The sequence below is a fragment of the Bradyrhizobium sp. WYCCWR 12699 genome (genome assembly GCF_032144035.1).
Taxonomy (GTDB): Bacteria; Pseudomonadota; Alphaproteobacteria; order Rhizobiales; family Xanthobacteraceae; genus Bradyrhizobium.
Genome location: NZ_JAVTJN010000006.1, coordinates 36,622 through 55,664 on the forward strand (window position 1 = coordinate 36,622; position 19,043 = coordinate 55,664).

Genomic DNA, 19,043 nt, shown 5'->3' on the forward strand with positions numbered 1-19,043 from the left:
TCGCATCCATGCGCCCAAGCCTGCTCAATCCGCTGTTTGCTGCCGTGACCAGCCTGCCCGGCGTCGGTCCGAAGCAGGACAAGCTGCTGCAGTACCTGCTCAGCCGCAACGAGACGCCGCGGCTGGTCGATCTCCTGCTGCATCTGCCGAGCCAGGTGATCGACCGCCGGGCGCGGCCGAAGATCCGCGACGCCGTGCAGGGAACCATGGTGACGCTGGAGGTCACCGTCGACCGTCACCGCCCGCCCCCGCCGCGCAATTCGCGCGCGCCGTATCTGGTCTACGCCAGCGACGATACCGGCGACGTCGTGCTGACCTTCTTTCGCGCCAAGCCGGGCTATGTCGAGAAGCTGCTGCCGGTCGGCGAGAAGCGCTACGTCTCCGGCACGCTTCAGATGTACGACGGCATCCCGCAGATCGTGCATCCCGACCGCGTGCTGGACGAGGAAGCGATCTCGAAACTCTCCGGCATCGATCCGGTCTATCCGCTGACGGAAGGCCTCGCGCTCGGCTCGCTGCGCCGCGCGATCGCGCAGGCCCTGCAGAAGCTGCCGGCGCTGCCGGAATGGATCAGCCCGGAGGTGATGCGACGCTGTCATTTTCCGCCGATAGCCGAAGCGCTCAATCGGGTGCATCAGCCTGTCGAGCTGACGGACATCCTGCCCGACCAACCATTCTGGTCGCGCCTCGCCTTCGACGAACTCCTGGCCGGGCAGCTCGCGCTCGCCCTGATCCGCGCGCAACTCCGCCGCCCCGCCGGCGTGCGCAATGCCGGCGACGATCACCTCCGCAACAAGATCATCGACGCCCTGCCCTATGCGCTGACGCCCTCCCAGCGCAGCGCCGCAGCGGCGATCGCCGAGGACCTGCAGCAGCCGGTGCGCATGCTGCGCCTGCTGCAGGGCGACGTCGGCTCGGGCAAGACGGTCGTGGCGCTGCTCGCGGCCGCCGCCGTCGCCGAGGTCGGCAAGCAGGCCGCACTGATGGCGCCGACCGAAATTTTGGCGCGCCAGCACATCAAGACCATCGCCCCGCTCGCCGAACGGGCCGGCATGCGCGTCGCGATCCTCACCGGCCGCGAGAAAGGCAAGGAGCGGCGCGAGATCATCACGCAGCTCGAAGCAGGCGAGATCGATCTGCTCGTCGGCACCCACGCCCTGATCCAGGACGACGTGATCTTCAAAGACCTCGCGCTCGCCATCGTCGACGAGCAGCACCGTTTTGGCGTGCGCGAGCGCCTGGCGCTGACGTCGAAGGGGCAAGCCGTCGACGTGCTGGTGCTCAGCGCCACACCGATTCCGCGCACGCTGGTGCTGACCTATTTCGGTGACATGGACATCTCCGAGCTGCGCGAGAAGCCCGCAGGTCGTCAGCCGATCGACACCCGCGCCGTCGCCATGAGCCGGCTCGGCGAGGTCATGGACGGCGTCGGACGCGCGCTCGACACGGGCAAGCTGGTCTACTGGATTTGCCCGCTGGTGGAGGAATCCGAGGCCGAGGGCACCGAGCACCTCACCAACGCGACCAAGCGTTTCGAGAGCCTGCAAAAGCGTTTTGGTGATCGTGTCGGCCTCGTTCACGGCCAGATGAAGGGCACCGACAAAGACCGCGTGATGGGCCAGTTCGCCGCCCACGAGATCGGCCTTCTGGTTGCCACCACCGTGGTCGAGGTCGGCGTCGACGTGCCGGCGGCCACCATCATGGTGATCGAGAACGCGGAGCGTTTCGGCCTCGCCCAGCTGCACCAGTTGCGCGGCCGCATCGGCCGCGGCTCGGAGGCCTCGACCTGCATCCTGCTCTATAGCGAGCCGCTCGGCGAGATGTCCAAGGCCCGGCTCAAGGTGATCCGCGAGACCACCGACGGTTTTCGCATCGCCGAGGAGGACCTGAAGCTGCGCGGTGAAGGCGACGTGCTGGGCGTGCGCCAGAGCGGCCTGCCCGGCTACCGCATCGCGCGCTCGGAGGTCCACGGCCAGCTCATCACCCAGGCGAGAGACGAGGCGCTGCGCATCCTGAAAGACGATCCGAAGCTGAAGGGCGAGCGCGGCGAGGCGTTGCGCTGCCTGCTGTATCTTTACGAGCGCGACGAGGCGATCCCGCTGATCGGAGCAGGTTAGCTCGCGGCTCTTCGGCGCCCCACTTCATAGGCCGACACATGCGCGCGGGCCAGATCCAGCAGCGGCGTCTCGATGCCGAGCGCTCGGGCGCGGTTCGCCATATCGCCAAGGATGTGCTCGGATTCGGTGACCGAACCACGCTCGATGTCGCGCAGCATCGAGGCCTTCAGCGGCGAATCCAGCGTCGTGAAGAGCTTGCGGTCGAACTCGATGAAGGGAGCGCGCGGCTCGAAACCCGACGCCGTCGCAACGGCGCAGCATTCGGCGAACAAGCGGAAAATGGACTGCTCGCCGTTCGGCACGGCCAGAATATCTCCGATGCTGGCGCGCATCAGGCAGGTGATGCCGGCGAGCGTCGAGAGCTGAACGAACTTCTCCCACATGTCCTGCATGATCGCTTCGCTGGCACGCACGTCGATGCCGGGAACGTCGAGCAGCCCCTCCAATGCGAGCGCGCGCTCGCTCAGCGCTCCCTCGACCTCGCCGAAAACGATGGTCTGGTTGGCCATGAACTGAACCACCCTGCCATCCGCATCTAGCCCGGCGCTGACGTTCGCGAGACCACCGAGGACGCGCGCGGCGCCGAAACGTGCGGCGAGAGCGTCGACATGTTTCAGCCCGTTCAGGATCGGCAAGATCAGCGTGCTCGGGCCGACCGCGGGCGCAAATTGGGTCATCGCGTCATCGAGCGAGTAGGCCTTCACCCCGACGAGCACGACGTCAAATGGCTCCTTGAGGTCCTTCGTCAGAACGATCCTCGGCTGCACGGCAAAATCGCCGTGTGGACTCACGACCTGTAGTCCGTTCAGGCGCAGTTGTTCGGCCCGCGTCCCGCGCACCAGGAAGGTCACGTCGCGGCCTGCTCGAACCAAGCAAGCTCCATAATAGCCGCCGAGCGCGCCAGCGCCGATCACCAGCACTCTCATTCGAACTCCCGTTGCAGAGGAACCGCAAAGACAATAGCAGATGCGCTCCGCAGCGTCTCCTCCGTGACGGCTTGGATAAAGCTGTTGTAGCAGACCGCCCCTTCCGCCGCGGCCGCTTTCGTGAAACCTTCTCGCGATGCGCCGGATCATTGTCGTTGGCTCCCAGGGCAGCGGAAAGACGAGCCTCGCCCTGAGTCTCGGGCGCAAGCTCGGCCTGCCCGTGGTGCATCTCGACGTGCTCTATTGGCGGCCGGGCTGGAAGCCATCGGACAAGGCGAGCTTTCGGGCAAATGTCACTGAAGCCATCGCCGGCGACGCCTGGATCGTCGACGGCAGCTTCTCGGATCTGGCCTTCGATCTCACGATCGCACGCGCCGATATTCTCGTTGTCATCGACCGTCCGCGCTGGCTCTGCCAGTGGCGCATCCTCTGGCGCTCGGCGTTCAATCGCGATACGAGGCGGCCCGATCTGCCGGAGGGATGCCCGGAACAGTTCGACTGGAAGGTGATGCAGGAGGCATGGCGCTACGACACCGAGCGCGTGCCCGTCATCGAGGCCGAGCGCTTGCAGCACGGCCCCGATGTCCCCGTGGTCCGCCTGAGGCGCGACCGGGACATTCAGGGCTTTCTGGACTCGGTTTCAGTGAATGGTGAGTGAGTCCATCCGATCAGGTTTTCTTCCGCGCGATCCCCGCGGCAAATGCCTTCATCAGTTCGGCATCCACCGCCTCGCCCTTCGCGTCTTCCGCCAGATGCTCGAACCAGCGCGCAAAGCCCTCGTAGATCTGGCTGGCCGGATGGTCGGGCCCGAGGAAACCGGAGATCTCCCGCATCTCCGCGACCCAGCGATAGGCTTTCGGAATCATGTCCGGCAGCGCGACCTCAAGCCGGGCCAGGATCGCGGGTTGGCTCAGTGCCAGCTCGTCGCGCAGCGCATCGGCCGCGCCCGCTTTGGTGGCCGCGACCACCATGGCTGAGCCGATGCCGGCGAGGCCCTTGACGATGCCGGCATAGGACATTTTCAAAGCGGACGCCGCGCCGACCGGGCCTTCGACGATCCGCACGTCGAGACCGAAATCCTTGAGCACCGCGACGTCCTTGGCGTGCTCCCCGGACACGTAGAACGCAGGACTCTTGCCGCCCGGCTGCGGCGGAAAGCCGATGATCCCGCCATCGACGAAGGGCGCCTGCGCCGAGCCGATGATCTCCTCAATCCGTTGCACGGTGTCGACGTTGACGGCGTTGCAATCGACGACGATGGGCTTGTTCTCACGCCTGACGATCAGCGCCGCCAGCCGCTCGGCCAGCGCGACGGCTTCACCCGGCGGCACGATCGAAAGAATGATGTCGGCGTCCGCAATCGCCTCGTCCTCGGCGCCGATCATGCCGGCGTCTGCTGCGCGCTTTTTCGTCGCCTCGCTCCGCCCCTTCAAGGACGTCAACACCCGCGCGCCATGCTCGCTGAGACGGCGGGCGACGGCGCTGCCCATGGCGCCGGGCGCGAGGATCGCGATGGTTTTGGACATCATGCACTCCAGATCGAATTCCGAGCGAGGCGCTCAGGTCACCGGAGAATAGCAGAGGATGCGAAGGCAGCGTGACCGGCGGCCATCCCGCGCGGGAATGGCCCTACTCCACCTTCGCAGGCTCGGGCCGAATCGCCGACGCATTGGCGATGCGCGCGGCATTCGCCATGCCGGCAAGCGCCGCGGCCTTCTTCGGATCTGGTGCCGAGCCGGGCTGCACCACGCCGGCCGACATGATCAGCGTCGCGGCATCCTCCGTGCTCATATCGACCTCGACGATCTTGCTCTTGGGCACATAGAAGAAGAACCCGGTGGTCGGGTTCGGCGAGCACGGCAGGAACACCGAGACGTGCTCCTCCTGCCCCGGCAGGCTACGCGCGACCTCTTCATTCGGCGATTGCGAGATCAGCACGATCGACCACATGCCCGGCGAGGGAAACTCGACCAGGCCCACTTTCCGGAAGCTCGAGCCCTTGCCCGAGAACAGCGTCTCGAACACCTGTTTCAGGCCACGGTAGATGGCGCGCACGGCCGGGATCCGGCCAAGAAACGTTTCGCCGACGTCAACGAGCGTGCGGCCGATCAGGTTAGCCGCGAGGAAACCGACCAGTGTGAGCGTGAAGAATGCGACAACCAGTCCCCAGCCGGGAATGACGTAGGGCAGATACGTTTCCGGCCGGTAGGCCAGCGGCACGAATGGCCGCACCACGCCGTCGACCCAGGTGACGAACCACCACACCAGATACAGCGTGATGGCGATCGGCCCTGTGACGACGAGGCCGGTCAGAAAGTAATTGCGGAAGCGGCCCATCAGGCCGGTATGCGGTTCCGGCAGGGGATCAAGAGGCGCAGGCGCGTCGTCGCGGGGGGTCATTCGGGTTCCAGGTCGGTCGCAGCATACAAGCTAGGGTCTTCTAGCAGGTTTTGGAAGACCGCGACCGACTGATATCCCGTCTGCCTATTCCACAGTCACCGATTTCGCGAGATTACGCGGCTGGTCGACATCGGTGCCCATCACGACAGCCGTGTGATAGGCGAGCAGCTGCACGGGGACGGCGTAGACCATCGGCGTGAAAGCCGCCGCCATGTCGGGCATGACGATGGTGACGAGGGACTCGACCGTCGCCTCTTCCGCACCCTTGGCGTCGGTCATCAGGATGATGTTGCCGCCGCGGGCGGCGACCTCCTGCATATTGGAGACCGTCTTTTCGAACACCCGATCGTAGGGCGCGATGACGACGACGGGCATGGTCTCGTCGATCAGCGCGATCGGTCCATGCTTGAGCTCGCCGGCGGCATAGCCCTCGGCGTGGATGTAGGAGATTTCCTTCAGCTTCAGCGCGCCTTCCAGCGCCAGCGGGAAGCTGGTGCCGCGGCCGAGATAGAGCACGTCGCGCGACTTGGCGATCCGGTGCGCGAGCTTCTCGATCTGGAGCTCGGTGGTGAGCGCGTCCGCCATCAGGCGCGGGACCTCGACGAGACCGTGGACCAGCTTGGTCTCGTCCTCGTCGGAGAGTTCGCCGCGCGCCTTGCCGGCGGCGATCGCAAGATTGGCCAGCACCATGAGCTGACAGGTGAAGGCCTTGGTCGATGCGACGCCGATCTCGGGACCGGCCAGCGTCTGCAGCACGGTCTCGCTCTCGCGGGCGATCGTCGAGGTCGGCACGTTGACGACGGCGACCGTGTGCACGCCCTCGGCCTTGGCGTAGCGCAGTGCCGCCAGCGTGTCGGCGGTCTCGCCCGACTGCGAGATGAAGATGGCGAGATCGCCCTTGCGCAGCGGCGCTTCGCGGTAGCGGAATTCGGAGGCGACATCCACCTCGACCGGCAGGCGCGCAAAGCGCTCGAACCAGTATTTTGCGACGAAGCCGGCATAGCTCGCGGTGCCGCACGCCGTGATGTTGATGCGCTGGATGGTCTTGAAGTCGAAGGGCAGCTTGACCGGCAGCGAGACCCGCTCCGTCGCCATGTCGACGTAGCGCGCCAGCGTGTGGCCGACCACTTCCGGCTGCTCGTGGATTTCCTTGGCCATGAAGTGACGGTAATTGGCCTTGTCGACCAGCGACGTCGAGGCGGCGTGCTTGATCTTGTCGCGCTGGACGGCGTTGCCGTCCTTGTCGAAGATATCAGCGCTCTTGCGTGTCAGCACGACCCAGTCGCCATCCTCGAGATAGCTGATCGTGTCGGTGAACGGGCCGAGCGCGATGGCGTCGGAGCCGAGATACATCTCGCCGTCGCCATAGCCGATCGCAAGCGGTGGGCCGTTGCGGGCGCCGATCATGAGATCGTCGTCGCCGGCGAAGATGAAGCCGAGCGCGAAGGCGCCGCGCAGGCGCCCCAGCGCCAGCTTCACCGCCTCCACCGGCTTGTTGCCGCGCGCGAGCAGATCGTCGACGAGGTGCAGCACGATCTCGGTGTCGGTCTCGGTGTGGAACACCGTGCCCTTCTTCTCGAGCTCCTCGCGCAGCTCGCGGAAATTCTCGATGATGCCGTTGTGGACCACGGCGACGCGCTCGGTCGCGTGCGGATGGGCGTTGTTGACGGTCGGCTTGCCGTGGGTGGCCCAGCGGGTGTGGCCGATGCCGGTCGTGCCCTTGAGCGGCTCGGCTTGGAGCCGCTTCTCCAGGTTCTTCAGCTTGCCCTCGGCGCGGCGGCGCTCGAGATGCTTGCCTTCGAGCGTGGCAACGCCCGCCGAATCGTAACCGCGATATTCGAGACGTTTGAGCGAATCCACCAGCTGCTCTGCAACCGGCTCGCGCCCGAGAATGCCGACAATCCCGCACATGCGGATCACTATCCCCCAAATCGTCGAAAAATCGCCTAAACGACGCGCCCGGTTTTTAGCGAAATTCCCAGGGAACCATATACTCAATAATTATTGCTGATTGAGACAGCCTGGACCGCGACCCGAGCTTCGCCTGCGTCGAATTGGCCGGCCTTAAACCGCGTGCGTTAACTTGTTGTCAACATGTTTGACCAACGATTCCGGTGCAGGAGAGCAAAGCCATGAAAGGCTCGTCCGACCGCAAAGGTCTGTCATCGATGTCCGTGCGCGCCAGTGAGACCACGGGCACGCACCTTGCGCATTGGCCGCCGCCCCAGCGCGGCAAGGAAAGCAAGCCGGTCTTCCTGAAGCATCCGGAAGGTGAGCCGGTCAAGCGCGCCAAGCCGCGCGGCTGGCGCCTGACCCGCGCGATCTTCTCCGAATTCGCCGACGACGAATAGCGGACGCCTCACCACCCGAGAACCAGGGCGAACACGAGGAAAACGACGAACGCCCAGAACGTCAGCCCGGTGACCAGGGATGCGACCTCGGTCGGGTCGCGCTCGCCGAACTGTTCCAACACCCATCGTCCGGGCGGCATGACGACGTGCTTGACGAGGAATGCGATCGTATCGTCGACGAAGTCCTCATCCATGAGCGCGTCGCCTTGGCAACACCGAACAGCAATCGGCACGCGGCCGCCTACTTCTCCGGCTTCTTGCCGCCCGTCTTCATCTCGCGGTAGCGCGCCGCGCCGCCCTCGCGGATGGTCTGCTGGTTGCGCTCCAGCGCCATGGCATCGTCGGGCACGTCGCGTGTGATCACCGAGCCCGAGCCGATATAGGCGCCGTTGCCGATCTTGACGGGGGCGACCAGCGAGGAATTGGTGCCGACGAAGGCGCCCTGCCCGATCACCGTCTTGTGCTTCTTGAAGCCGTCGTAGTTGCAGGTGATGGTGCCGGCGCCGATGTTGGAGTTGGCGCCCACGGTGGCATCGCCGATATAGGAAAGGTGATTGACCTTGACGCCCGCCTCCAGCGTCGCCGCCTTGGTCTCCACGAAATTGCCGATCCGCGCGCCGTCGCCGAGCGAGGTGCCGGGCCGCAGCCGCGCATAGGGGCCGATCGAAACGTTCTTGCCGAGCGTCGTCTGCACGATGTGCGAGAAGGAATGGATCACGGTGCCGTCGGCGATCGACACGCCGGGGCCGATCACCACGAACGGCTCGATGGTGACGTCCTTGCCGAACACGGTGTCGGCGGCGAGATAAACCGTCTCCGGCGCGATCAGCGTGACGCCGGCTTCCATCGCCGCCTTGCGCAGCCGCGCCTGCATCACGCCCTCTGCTTCCGCAAGCTGCGCCTTGGTATTGATGCCGCGCACCTCGTCCTCGCTGGTCTCGATCACCACGGACTCCCATCCCTGCTTGCGGACGATTTCGACCGCGTCGGTCAGATAATATTCACCCTTAGAATTGGCATTGCCGATCTGCCCGAGGATTTGAAGCGCCCGGCGGCCGTCGATCGCCATCACGCCGGCATTGCACAGATCGATCTTGCGTTCGGCTTCGCTGGCGTCGGCCTGCTCGCGGATCGCGACCAGGCGGTCGCCTTCGACGATGAAGCGGCCGTAACCCGTGGGATCGGCTGCGCGAAAACCGAGCGCGGCGATCGCAGCGCCCTTGGCGAGCGGCGCGCGCAGCCGTGCAAAGGTCTTGGCCGAAATCAGCGGCGTATCGCCGAAGGCGATCAGAAGATCGTCCGCGCCTCGCGCGATCGCCTCGCGCGCCGCCAGCACCGCATGCGCGGTGCCGAGCCGCTCGGCCTGCACGAAGGTGAGTGCGTCGGGCCTGATGCGCTTGGCCTCGTCCGCGACCGCCTGGTGGTCGGGACCGATCACGACCGCGAGCGAGCTGCCGATTCCCTTGGGCGCCGCGCCGAGCACATGGGCCAGCAGCGTCTGGTGAGCGACCGGATGCAGCACTTTCGGCAGGCTCGATCGCATGCGCGTGCCTTCGCCGGCGGCGAGCACGATCGTGAGGCTGGAACGGGCGGTCATCGAAATCCTGTCAGATACGGCCGAATCATTTGGCGCGACGGGCGGGCCACCCGCAAAGGGTCTCGCCTTGCTACCCCCGCAAACGCCCGGAATTCAAGTGCGACGGGGTTTTCCTGTTAATGTTCCCTGATTGATTCGGGGAAGCTTCGGGGCTGGGCACTTAACGTTCATGGCAAAGGATTCCGACCCATTGGCGGATGCCTTCGGCACCAAGGAGACCGGCGGGCTATTCTCCGGACTTGTGGCTGAGGAAGGCGCATTCGACCGCCGCATGATGTGGCGGCTCGGCTCGTGGGGCGTGGCGGCCGTTGCCGCCGTCACCATCGCGGTCATGGCCAATCAGGCTCAGCTCGGCTGGCGGCGCGACCAGGTTGCGTCCGCCGATCTGGCGCGCCAGGCCGACCGGCTCCAGCTGCTCACCAGGGAGAGCCAGAACGAGGCTCGCCGGCTCACTGCCGCCATCGAGACGCTGAATACCGATCGCGACCGGCTGTATTCGCGCGTCACCGTGCTGGAGCAAGGGCTCGATTCCGTCACCGGCGCCATCGCCAAGCAGACCACTGCGGCACCGCAGGCCGGTAAGGCACAGGATGCCGGGCCCGCAGCCCCGAGCGTCGCACCGGTAGCCTCGACGCCTGCTGCCGCCGCCGACAAGCCTCGGACCGAGGCTGCCAAGGAGACGTCCAAAGACACCTCCAAGGACACGTCCAGAGATACTTCCAAGGAAGCATCCAGGGACACGCTGAAGGAAGTTGCAAAGGAGCCGCCGAGCCCGCCGCCGCAGACTGCCGCTGCCGCCTCGCTAGTCCAGCAGTCGCCTTCCATGACTTCAGCTTTGCCGGCCGTCTCGCTGGTACCGTCCAAGTCGATCATGGCGCCGCCCGATCCGGCCGCATCGAAATTGATGCAGCCGGAGACGAACGAGAAGGTTTCCGAGAAGAAGATCGAGCCGACACCCGGTCCGACCGAAGCCGTCGTGGCAGCCGCCAAGCCAGCAGAAGCAACCGAGAGCGAGTCCCCCGCGATCGCGGTTCAGCAGACGCGCTTCGCGATTGATCTCGGCGGTGCCAATTCGGTGGACGGCCTGCGCGCGCTCTGGCGCGGCGTGACCAAATCCAATCCGGAAATCGCGGCGCTGCGACCGATCATCATGATCAAGGAAGGCAATACCGGGCTCGGAATGCAGCTCCGCTTGGGCGCCGGCCCCCTGGTCAACGCCGCCGCCGCCGCGAAATTCTGCGCGAGCCTCGCTGAGAGCAACCGTCATTGCGAGACCACCGTGTTCGACGGCCAGCGCCTGTCGATGCGCGGCTCGGAAAAGGCGGAGAAGGGACAGGAAAAGTCTCAGGACAGGGTTCAAGAGAAGAACACGGAGAAAAACCAGGACGCGGCCCCGCAAGCCGAAACCGCGCCCGCGCCCAGCGCCAAGCCCGAAAAGCCGCAGCGCCGCCGTGGCTATTCTTCAAAGCGATCGTCGAAGCGCGAGGAGCCCGCGCCACCGCCCGCAGCGCCGCCAGCACCGGCCAAGCCGGAGACCGCGTCGGCGGCATCGACACTGACATCCTTCTTCAGGCGGTAGGACGCCGCCCATCTCGACGGCAACCGCTTGCATGCGGCGATCGGACGCTGCGATCCGCGCTGCCCATTTGCCGCGGATTTGCGTTCATTCACGGCGCGCTCCACGCGTCGCGTCTCCTTCCAAACTCGCGGAATCCCATGAACGAACTTGACGATGTGCTGAGACTTCTCGTTGCGGCGGGTACGGGCCTGCTGATCGGCATCGACCGCGACATGAACGACAAGCCGGTGGGAATGCGGACGCTCTCGCTCGTGGCGCTCGGCTCCGCGCTCGTGTCGATCTCCGTGATCGAGTTTCAGAATCTGCGCGACCATCCGGATGCGATCTCCCGGGTCATTCAGGGCGTCGTCGCCGGGGTGCTGACCGGCGTCGGCTTCATTGGCGCAGGCGTCATCCTGCACGATGCCAAGGCGAAGACCGTTCACGGCCTCACGACGGCGGCGACCGTCTGGATCGCGGCGGGGCTCGGAATTGCATGCGCGCTGGGAGCCTGGCTCCTCGTCGGCGCTGCGATCACGGTCACGTTGCTCGTGCTGTTCGTTCTCGGCTGGATCGAGCGCCGGTTGGGATTGAAATAGCCTGGCCGCCGGCGCGCGCCGGTCGGGCGAGCGTACCAAATGATACGAACGAAGCCGACGTAACCCGGCATGATCCGCGACGGATTTGATTCGGAGCGGAGATGACGGCGGACGCGAATTTCCTGCGGGAGCAGCTGGCGTTGATCCGAGAGCTGGCGGACCGGGCGGATCCCCATATCCGGAAGCGACTGCTCGCATTGGCTGAAAAATACGAGCGCCGGCTGGCGGAACAGAGCCGGACGCAAAGCCGGCTCTGACGGCTCATCGCACACGCCCTAAGCCAGCCGGACAAGAAACGTCACCTGCCCTGTTGCCTGCCCCCGCCATCCCGACCATATTGCCGCCATGACAAAAAAGCCCTTCCGCCTCACGCCCTACCAGGTGCAGTTCCTGATCGTCGTCGGCTTCGCATCCGTCGGCTATGCACTTTATCTGCGTTACCTCGCGATCGAGCTGTCGCAGGTCGCACTCGCCTGCGACGCCGGGCTTCAGACGCTGATCTGCAAGGGGCGCTCAGTCTCGACCGTGCTGTTCAAGAATTCGGTGTTCGGCATCGTTGCGCTGGTGGTTGCGATGCTGAACCTAATGCGGCCGTCGATCGTGCTGCTGACGGTCGGCATCATCGCGGCCGGCCTCGGCATCGTGCTCTACAATGTCGTGCTGTCGGGCCTTGCAATCGGCCTGTTCATTCTTGGATTTGCTCGGCCCGCGCCCGCCACAGCGTGAGCGCGAACAGCAGATAGATCGCGCAGGTCCACAGCGACTGCCAATTGTCGCGGCCTTCGTTGAAGAGCACGAAGACCGCCGACAGCGCCAGCACGCCCGCAAACACCGATTCCGCGATCGGACGCTGGCCGGTCTGCGGCCGGTTCAGCATCAGAAGCGCAAACGGCACCACCGCCATCGTCAGCGCGGCGTAGGGAAAATCCTTGTAGCGCGGGTCGAAAACGAAGCCGAGCGCGGTCGCGGCCGCGATCACCGCCGCCACCGCGAGCGTCAGGCCCAGCACGGCGGTGAGCTTCGACCATTTCCGCCCCTCGCGCGGACCGAGCAGGTCGAGGAAGGTCGGCAGGCTGCGGCCGATCACCATGGCCTGCGCGCAGAAGATCGGCGACAGGATGCCGGCGAGCAGCAGCGCGCCCCAGAGCAGCCAGCCGCCAATGCCGTAGCTCTCGTAATACATCTTGTCGGCGCCGATGCCGAGCAGGCTCCCCGCCGTCGTCGCCGAGATCGCGACCCCGAGCCAGGCCGAGAAGCGCGGCGTCCACGGCCGCCGGCGCAGCGTAATGAGGGCGACCGCGAACACCAGCACGGACAGGCCCATGCCCGCGCCCATGTACCATTTCCAGTAGGGGAAATTGCTGATCGGCTCGCCCGGCGGATATTTCAGGCTCCGGCGCACCGAGTCGTACAGGCCCCAATAGCCGCCGACGGTGCCTTCCAGCTTGCGCTTCCACGGCTGGTCGTAGGACTCGATCAGATTGACGCGGAACTTCTGCGCCTTCGCCAGGGCCAGGATTTCCGAGACCACCCGCGCCTGGTTGGCGCGTGACGGCAGCGCGCCGTCGCGCATGCGACCCTCGCTCGGCCAGCCGGTCTCGCCGATCAGGATTTCCTTGCCGGGAAACGCCACCGCCATCCGCTCACGGATCTGTTCGACATGGGCCGAGGCGAATTTCGCCTTGATCGGGAAATCTTCCCAATAGGGCAGGATGTGAATCGTGACGAAGTCGACGGCGTCATAGACCTCGCGGTTCTTCAGCCAGTACTCCCAGACGTCGGCATAGGTGACGGGCACGCTGACCTGCGTCTTCACCAGACGGATGATGGAGACGAGGTCCGCCATCGTCATCTCGCCGCGTAGCAGCACCTCGTTGCCGACGATGACCGCCGTGATGATGCCGGGGAATTCCTTGGTGAGGCGGATGGCGAGCCCGGCCTGCTCATAATTCTTGGTGCGGTTGCTGGAGAGCCAGATGCCCTGCAGCACCTTCAGTCCGCCGACCTTGGCGGCGATGGCCGGCACCTGGTCGAGCCCGTTCTCCAGTGAATAGGTGCGGACGCAGTCGGTGATCTCCTTGAGCTGGCGCAAATCCTGCTCGATCTGCTCGGCGTCGATATGGGTCCACGCCTCCAGCGGCGTCTGCTCGCCGCGGAACGGCGCGTAGGAGACGCATTGGACCTTGTCCGCGGGATCGATCGGGGCGCGCGCGAGCGTGATCGGCGTCGCCAACCACCACCACACGGCAGCAATCGCACCCAGTGAAACGAGCAGAAGCGCCAGTGGCGTACGAAGAGAAATCGGTTCCGTCCTCCGCGAAGGGTCCGTCGATTACCTGCTTGCACGCCGTCTGCCAAGGGGGGTCCAAGCGGGTGCCCAGATGCCAATCCATTCGAGCGTTCCGATTCTCCTCCAAGGATTCGGGCTGCGGCCGTTCGACCAAGGCCTAGCATCGTGACTTTGCTGGACAAAATTCCAAATACAGGTCATGGACTCCGAAAGACTTTTCCGCCGCATTGGAGACCCATTTGGACGCCATCACCGACGCGTCCGCGGGATCCTGACGCGGACGGCCAGCGCATACATTGGGGATTTCATGCGGCAACGGGTGTTCGAGTCACGAAATGCGGTCCTGCGGCAGTTCGCCGCCACCTTGGCCGTCTCCTGCCTTCTCGTTTTCGCCGGTCTCGGTGGCGCCTCCGCCCAGAGCGGCACGCCGGCCCCGGATCAGGGCAAGGCCGCCGCCCAGCCTGCCGACGCCGCCAAGGATGCCGCCCAGAACCAGCGCCGCACCGACGAGTTCGCGGAAGCCGCCCAGGTCATCAACGGTCCGGGCGGCAATCCCGAATGCGTCTGGCTCGGCCGGCGCGTGGTGCGGCTGATGTGGCGGGATGACCTCGATACCGCGTTCCGCCATCTCGACCTCTACGACCGCTTCGGCTGCCCCGGCGGCCATATCCAGGCCGCGTTCCGCTGCCTGACCCGGTTCGGCGGCCAGATCGACCCCAAGGTCGCCGAGACCTTGGACAGCCGCGTGCACGCCTGCTGGATCAACCCGGCGGCCCAGCCGCAGCAGGCGGCGGCCTCGGCCGCCCAGCCGGCGGCTCCGGCCGCCAACAATGCGCAGCCGCAGCCGGCCGCGAGCCCCTCGCCTGCGGCAAGCCCGTCGCCGGCGCCCCCGAAATAGCCCAAGATCTCGAACGGACTTGGATCCTAAATAGACTCGGTCGTTTCAGCTCTCGTTCAGGAACGATCGGCCATAGACGCGGTTGGCACTGCCGCGCGTCGTTCGAAAAAGGCCATGCCCTCATAAGGACATGAGGCCATGACAGTTGTGAAACCGCGCGGCGGAGATATGCTCCCTTTGCCGCGGACTTGGTCGGATCTCGGGGTCGGATCCGCTTCCCTGCCCCCTCAGCCCCTTTTGGTTTAGCCGCGATGCGCGTTGTCGCCGCCGTTTTGTTGCTTGTGTCTGCGCTTCACGCTGGACTATGGGGGGTCCTGCGCGACAAGGAACCCGCGCCCGATTTCAAGGGCCTGCTGCCGAGCGTGTCCTACGCGCCGTTCGAGGGCTCGGCCCACCCCGACATCGACAACATCCCGACCGTCGAGAAAATCCGCGCCGACCTCAAGACGCTGTCGACCATGACGCGCGCGATCCGTCTCTATTCGTCCACGGGCGGTGTGGAACTGGTGCCGCCGATCGCGGCCGAGTTCGGCCTCAAGGTCACGGTCGGCGCCTGGATCGACAAGGACAAGGATCGCAACAAGCGCGAGATCGAGGCCGCGATCGCCCTCGCCCGCAAGAACAGCAACGTCAACGGCGTCGTTGTCGGCAACGAGGTGATCTATCGCGGCGAGCAGAAGGTCGAAGACCTCATCGAGATGATCAAGCAGGTCAAGGCCGCGGTCCGCGTGCCCGTGACCACCGGTGAGATCTGGAACATCTGGCGCGACAATCCCGAGCTCGGCTCCAACGTCGATTTCATCGCCGCGCACGTCCTGCCTTATTGGGAAAATTTCCGCTCGGACCAAGCGGTCGACCAGGCTGTGGATCGCTACAATCTTTTGCGCAATCAGTTTCCGGGCAAGCGCATCGTCATCGCCGAATTCGGCTGGCCGAGCGCGGGTTATAATTTGCGCAACGCGGACCCTGGTCCGTTCCAGCAAGCCCTGACACTGCGCAACTTCGTCAGCCGCGCCGACGCGCTTGGCATGGACTACAACATCGTCGAAGCCATCGATCAGCCCTGGAAGTATTTCGAAGGCGGCGTCGGTCCGTATTGGGGCATCCTCAACGCCAGCCGCGAGCCGAAATTCGCCTGGACCGGCCCGGTCGAGAACCCCGACTATTGGAAGCTGATGGGCATCGCGCTGCTGGTCGGCATCCTCCTGTCGCTGCCGATCCTGCGGATTGAAAAGCCGACCGCGAAACAGGCGTTCCTGCTGTCGGCGACAGCCAACGGCGTCGGCGCCTGGGCGGCGACCGTGTTCGCGTTCTGGAACGGGCATTATTTCATCTTCGGCTCGGCCTTCGCGCTGACGCTCGGCATGATCCTGCTTGTTCCTCTCGTCCTCATCGCGATGGCGCGCATCGACGAGATCGCCGCGGTCGCCTTCGGCCGGCCGCCGCAACGGCTGATCACCAGGGACAAGCCGGTCGAGAACGTGCCCGAAGGATATTGCCCGAAAGTCTCGATCCACATTCCGGCCTATTACGAGCCGGTCGACATGCTGAAGCAGACGCTGGATGCGCTGTCGCGGCTGAACTATCCGAACTACGAATGCGTCGTCATCATCAACAACACGCCGGATCCCGCGTTCTGGCAGCCGATCCAGGATCACTGCCGCGCGCTTGGTGAACGCTTCAAGTTCATCAACGCCGAGAAGGTGCAGGGCTTCAAGGCCGGCGCGCTGCGCATCGCGATGGAGCGCACTGCCGCGGATGCCGAGATCATCGGCATCCTCGATGCCGACTATGTGGTCGAGCCCGACTGGTTGAAGGACCTCGTGCCCGCCTTCGCCGATCCGCGCGTCGGCCTCGTGCAGGCGCCGCAGGAGCACCGCGACGGCGATCTGTCGATCATGCACTACATCATGAACGGCGAATATGCCGGATTCTTCGACATCGGCATGGTCCAGCGCAACGAGCTCAACGCCGTCATCGTGCACGGCACGATGTGCCTGATCCGCCGCGCCGCGATGGACATGGCGGGTGGCTGGTCGTCCGACACGATCTGCGAGGACAGCGATCTTGGCCTCGCGATCCAGGAGCTCGGCTGGACCACCCACTACACTAACACCCGCTACGGCGCGGGCCTGTTGCCGGACACCTACGAGGCCTTCAAGAAGCAGCGCCACCGCTGGGCCTATGGCGGCCTGCAGATCGTCAAGAAGCACTGGCGCCGCTTCCTGCCCGGCGCGAGCCGGCTGACCGCCGACCAGAAGCGCGAATACGGCCTCGGCTGGCTGAACTGGCTGGGTGCCGAAAGCCTCGGCGTTGTGGTGGCTCTGCTCAATCTCGTCTGGGTGCCGATCGTCGCCTTCGCCGACATCGCCATTCCCGACAAGATCCTGACGCTGCCGATCATCGGCGCCTTCATCGTCTCGCTGGTGCACTTCCTGTCGATGTACCGCGCCCGCGTCGCCATCAAGCCCGGCCAGATGCTGGGCGCCATGATCGCGGCGATGAGCGTGCAGTGGACGGTGTCGCGCGCGGTGGCGCAGGGCCTCATCACAGAGCACATCGCCTTCGCCCGCACCTCCAAGGGCGGTCTCAGCCGCATGTCGATCGAGTTTCAGGCGTTCTGGGAGGCCGTGATAGGCACCCTGCTCCTGGTCGGCGCCGGCGTCCTGATCGCCTCCAACAGTTTCCGGCAGATCACCGAGATCTACATCTTCGCCGGCGTGCTGGTGCTGCAGAGCCTGCCGTTCCTGGCCGCCGTCGCCATCGCCATCCTCGAGCTCAGCCGCATCAACTCGTTCCAGTTCTGGCGCGACAGCGCGATCCGCACCGCCGAGCTGATCGGCCTCCGCCCCGTCGCACTGCCCCCCGTCGGCGCGCCGCAGGCAGTGCCGAACGAAGTGCGGCGGGAGACCAACTGACGGGCGTCCCGGCCGGTTGACACCTCGTGATTAAAAGTCACGAGCTCTTCGACGTGAATGGTGGCCCGCCAATCGGGTTGAGAATTCCGGCCTAAGCTGCGGAGACTGCGAGCAAATCCCCGCTGCTGCCATGAGTTTCGGCAGCGCCCCGCACTATTGACCTGCGCAGCCACTCCCCCTACACAGCGCAGGCCGAAAGCATGATCCGGAAACAGCCGGTTTTTCCCCGCGACGCAAATCGCGCGTAGCGGCAAGACATGCTTCTCGAATGTCCGAACACGATGGCGACCTTCGTCAAAGCCATCAGCGGCCATGGGAGCGCGTAGCTCAGCCGGTAGAGCACGTGACTTTTAATCACGGGGTCCTGGGTTCGAGCCCCAGCGCGCTCACCAAGCCTGATCATTGACTTAGCAGCGAAGGACGACCTCCTCGTCGCATCCGGGTACGTCAAGGTAACACTCGTCGGGACCGGCCCAAGGTCTATGGCGGCACGTCCGAAACTGAACCGAGCGGACCGACCGTTACTCTGGCCGCGATCGCGATGGTGCCGATCCCGGGCTGGTCGCTATGGCGGTAGAAGCCTTCAGCCTGAACTCGCGCCGACTCGCGCGCAATCCTCCACGCCGTACTGACGTTGCCCTATGGGTGCCAATCAGACTTCGGCAGGCGCCAAAGTGACGACCAAAAGCTAGATCTTGCGCTCTACTGCGGCGTGTTGTTCAACCTCAATACGTCGCCAGATGTTTAATGCAATGTGGGCATGCGCTCGCTCGTGGGAGTTTCAGTTGCATATTGCGAGAATGCTAGCCGCAGCCACACTCGTTGCACTTCCTGCATTATCTGCCTGCCAGACGACCAGTCATCAACCGGCCGGCTCGCAGGTGACTGCAAGCGAGCCGCGCCCGCCGGATGCGAAGGCAGCGATCCTCGCGGTGAAGAATACGTTTTGGAACGCCGACGAAATCATAAGCGCAGCCATCACTCCACCCCGCCCGGGCATAGGCAGGTGGAGTGTCTGCGTCCGGATTGGCTCCAAATTTAGATTCGGCGACGGATTGATCCTCCAGCATCATCTGATCGCTATCTATGATGATGGCACGCCGCCGGCCATTCTTTCGGTCAACGCAAAACTCCAATGTGGCTATCCTCCCTATGAGCCGTTCCCGGAGTTGGAAGCTCGCTACAAGCCATCGTCAGGCGCCAAGGGCAGTTGACGACCTGTCCAGGCAGCGCGCAGGACAGGTTTTGCCTCGTGCGCAAATAACCGCGCCAGATTCCGATAGACTCCAGTAGTCACCCCGAGATGAACTCCCCGCAGCATGCGCCTAATGTGCCCTCCTTCCTTGGGCATTTTGGCGATGATCTGCGTAGCGAAAGACAGTCCGCCCG

Annotated in this window: 17 protein-coding genes and 1 tRNA gene; 11 read left to right on the forward strand and 7 right to left on the reverse strand. The window is 65.0% G+C overall.

The window, feature by feature from the left end; all coding sequences use genetic code 11:
* Positions 1 to 8: 8 nt before the first annotated feature.
* Positions 9 to 2,117 carry an ATP-dependent DNA helicase RecG gene (gene recG, locus RPS27_RS06970; protein WP_212068616.1) on the forward strand — a complete coding sequence of 703 codons (2,109 nt, stop codon included), beginning with the start codon at positions 9 to 11 and terminating at the stop codon, positions 2,115 to 2,117.
* On the opposite strand, the gene panE is transcribed toward recG, so the two are convergent.
* A complete protein-coding gene (gene panE / locus RPS27_RS06975) occupies positions 2,114 to 3,043 on the reverse strand; it encodes a 2-dehydropantoate 2-reductase (protein ID WP_211417494.1) in 930 nt (309 codons plus the stop codon). The two genes, recG and panE, sit on opposite strands and share 4 nt — an antisense overlap.
* 136 nt (positions 3,044 to 3,179) lie before the next feature.
* Between panE and RPS27_RS06980 the strand changes: the two genes are divergently transcribed.
* The gene (locus RPS27_RS06980) at positions 3,180 to 3,701 is read left to right on the forward strand and encodes an AAA family ATPase (protein WP_212068615.1); all 522 of its coding nucleotides are present in this window, start codon (positions 3,180 to 3,182) and stop codon (positions 3,699 to 3,701) included.
* Between the two features lie 10 nt (positions 3,702 to 3,711).
* Here RPS27_RS06980 and RPS27_RS06985 read toward each other — a convergent pair whose 3' ends face one another.
* The 3 genes from RPS27_RS06985 to glmS form a co-directional block, all read right to left on the reverse strand.
* On the reverse strand, positions 3,712 to 4,569 hold the full coding sequence (locus RPS27_RS06985) for an NAD(P)-dependent oxidoreductase (protein WP_212068614.1): 858 nt from the start codon (positions 4,567 to 4,569) through the stop codon (positions 3,712 to 3,714).
* Between the two features lie 103 nt (positions 4,570 to 4,672).
* Positions 4,673 to 5,443, reverse strand: a complete 771-nt coding sequence (locus tag RPS27_RS06990) for a DUF502 domain-containing protein (RefSeq protein WP_211416974.1) — start codon at positions 5,441 to 5,443, stop codon at positions 4,673 to 4,675.
* A gap of 84 nt (positions 5,444 to 5,527) precedes the next feature.
* Positions 5,528 to 7,354: a glutamine--fructose-6-phosphate transaminase (isomerizing) gene (gene glmS, locus RPS27_RS06995; RefSeq protein ID WP_211416973.1), complete on the reverse strand. Its 1,827-nt coding sequence runs from the start codon at positions 7,352 to 7,354 to the stop codon at positions 5,528 to 5,530.
* A 221-nt stretch (positions 7,355 to 7,575) separates the two neighbouring features.
* On the opposite strand from glmS, the gene RPS27_RS07000 reads away from it, so the two are divergent.
* Entirely contained in the window at positions 7,576 to 7,794 is a 219-nt protein-coding gene (locus RPS27_RS07000; RefSeq protein WP_194408063.1) for a hypothetical protein, read from the forward strand.
* A gap of 8 nt (positions 7,795 to 7,802) precedes the next feature.
* Here the strand turns inward: RPS27_RS07000 and RPS27_RS07005 are convergent, their stop codons facing one another.
* Both RPS27_RS07005 and glmU read right to left on the reverse strand, forming a co-directional pair.
* On the reverse strand, positions 7,803 to 7,988 hold the full coding sequence (locus tag RPS27_RS07005; RefSeq protein ID WP_212068613.1) for a hypothetical protein: 186 nt from the start codon (positions 7,986 to 7,988) through the stop codon (positions 7,803 to 7,805).
* Positions 7,989 to 8,035: 47 nt separating this feature from the next.
* Complete coding sequence (gene glmU, locus RPS27_RS07010) at positions 8,036 to 9,391, reverse strand: bifunctional UDP-N-acetylglucosamine diphosphorylase/glucosamine-1-phosphate N-acetyltransferase GlmU (RefSeq protein ID WP_212068612.1); 1,356 nt, start codon at positions 9,389 to 9,391, stop codon at positions 8,036 to 8,038.
* A gap of 169 nt (positions 9,392 to 9,560) precedes the next feature.
* Here glmU and RPS27_RS07015 point away from each other — a divergent pair, with 169 nt between their 5' ends.
* From RPS27_RS07015 to RPS27_RS07030, 4 genes are all read left to right on the forward strand, one after another.
* Positions 9,561 to 10,970 carry a hypothetical protein gene (locus RPS27_RS07015; RefSeq protein WP_212068611.1) on the forward strand — a complete coding sequence of 470 codons (1,410 nt, stop codon included), beginning with the start codon at positions 9,561 to 9,563 and terminating at the stop codon, positions 10,968 to 10,970.
* Positions 10,971 to 11,107: 137 nt separating this feature from the next.
* Positions 11,108 to 11,548, forward strand: coding sequence for an MgtC/SapB family protein (locus RPS27_RS07020; protein ID WP_211416969.1), 441 nt, complete (start codon positions 11,108 to 11,110; stop codon positions 11,546 to 11,548).
* Positions 11,549 to 11,649: 101 nt separating this feature from the next.
* Entirely contained in the window at positions 11,650 to 11,805 is a 156-nt protein-coding gene (locus RPS27_RS07025) for a hypothetical protein (RefSeq protein ID WP_194408058.1), read from the forward strand.
* 88 nt (positions 11,806 to 11,893) lie between these two features.
* On the forward strand, positions 11,894 to 12,274 hold the full coding sequence (locus RPS27_RS07030) for a hypothetical protein (protein ID WP_212068610.1): 381 nt from the start codon (positions 11,894 to 11,896) through the stop codon (positions 12,272 to 12,274).
* Here RPS27_RS07030 and RPS27_RS07035 read toward each other — a convergent pair.
* Positions 12,234 to 13,793 carry a beta-(1-6) glucans synthase gene (locus RPS27_RS07035; RefSeq protein ID WP_211416967.1) on the reverse strand — a complete coding sequence of 520 codons (1,560 nt, stop codon included), beginning with the start codon at positions 13,791 to 13,793 and terminating at the stop codon, positions 12,234 to 12,236. The two genes, RPS27_RS07030 and RPS27_RS07035, sit on opposite strands and share 41 nt — an antisense overlap.
* A gap of 352 nt (positions 13,794 to 14,145) precedes the next feature.
* Here RPS27_RS07035 and RPS27_RS07040 point away from each other — a divergent pair, with 352 nt between their 5' ends.
* From RPS27_RS07040 to RPS27_RS07055, 4 genes are all read left to right on the forward strand, one after another.
* Positions 14,146 to 14,736: a beta-1-3, beta-1-6-glucan biosynthesis protein gene (locus RPS27_RS07040; RefSeq protein ID WP_211416966.1), complete on the forward strand. Its 591-nt coding sequence runs from the start codon at positions 14,146 to 14,148 to the stop codon at positions 14,734 to 14,736.
* 251 nt (positions 14,737 to 14,987) lie between these two features.
* The gene (locus tag RPS27_RS07045; RefSeq protein WP_212068609.1) at positions 14,988 to 17,654 is read left to right on the forward strand and encodes a glycosyltransferase; all 2,667 of its coding nucleotides are present in this window, start codon (positions 14,988 to 14,990) and stop codon (positions 17,652 to 17,654) included.
* 316 nt (positions 17,655 to 17,970) lie between these two features.
* Positions 17,971 to 18,046: transfer RNA gene (locus RPS27_RS07050), tRNA-Lys, on the forward strand.
* Positions 18,047 to 18,454: 408 nt separating this feature from the next.
* Positions 18,455 to 18,868 (forward strand): hypothetical protein, encoded by a 414-nt coding sequence (locus RPS27_RS07055; RefSeq protein ID WP_313753946.1) that lies wholly within the window; start codon positions 18,455 to 18,457, stop codon positions 18,866 to 18,868.
* Positions 18,869 to 19,043: the final 175 nt, after the last annotated feature.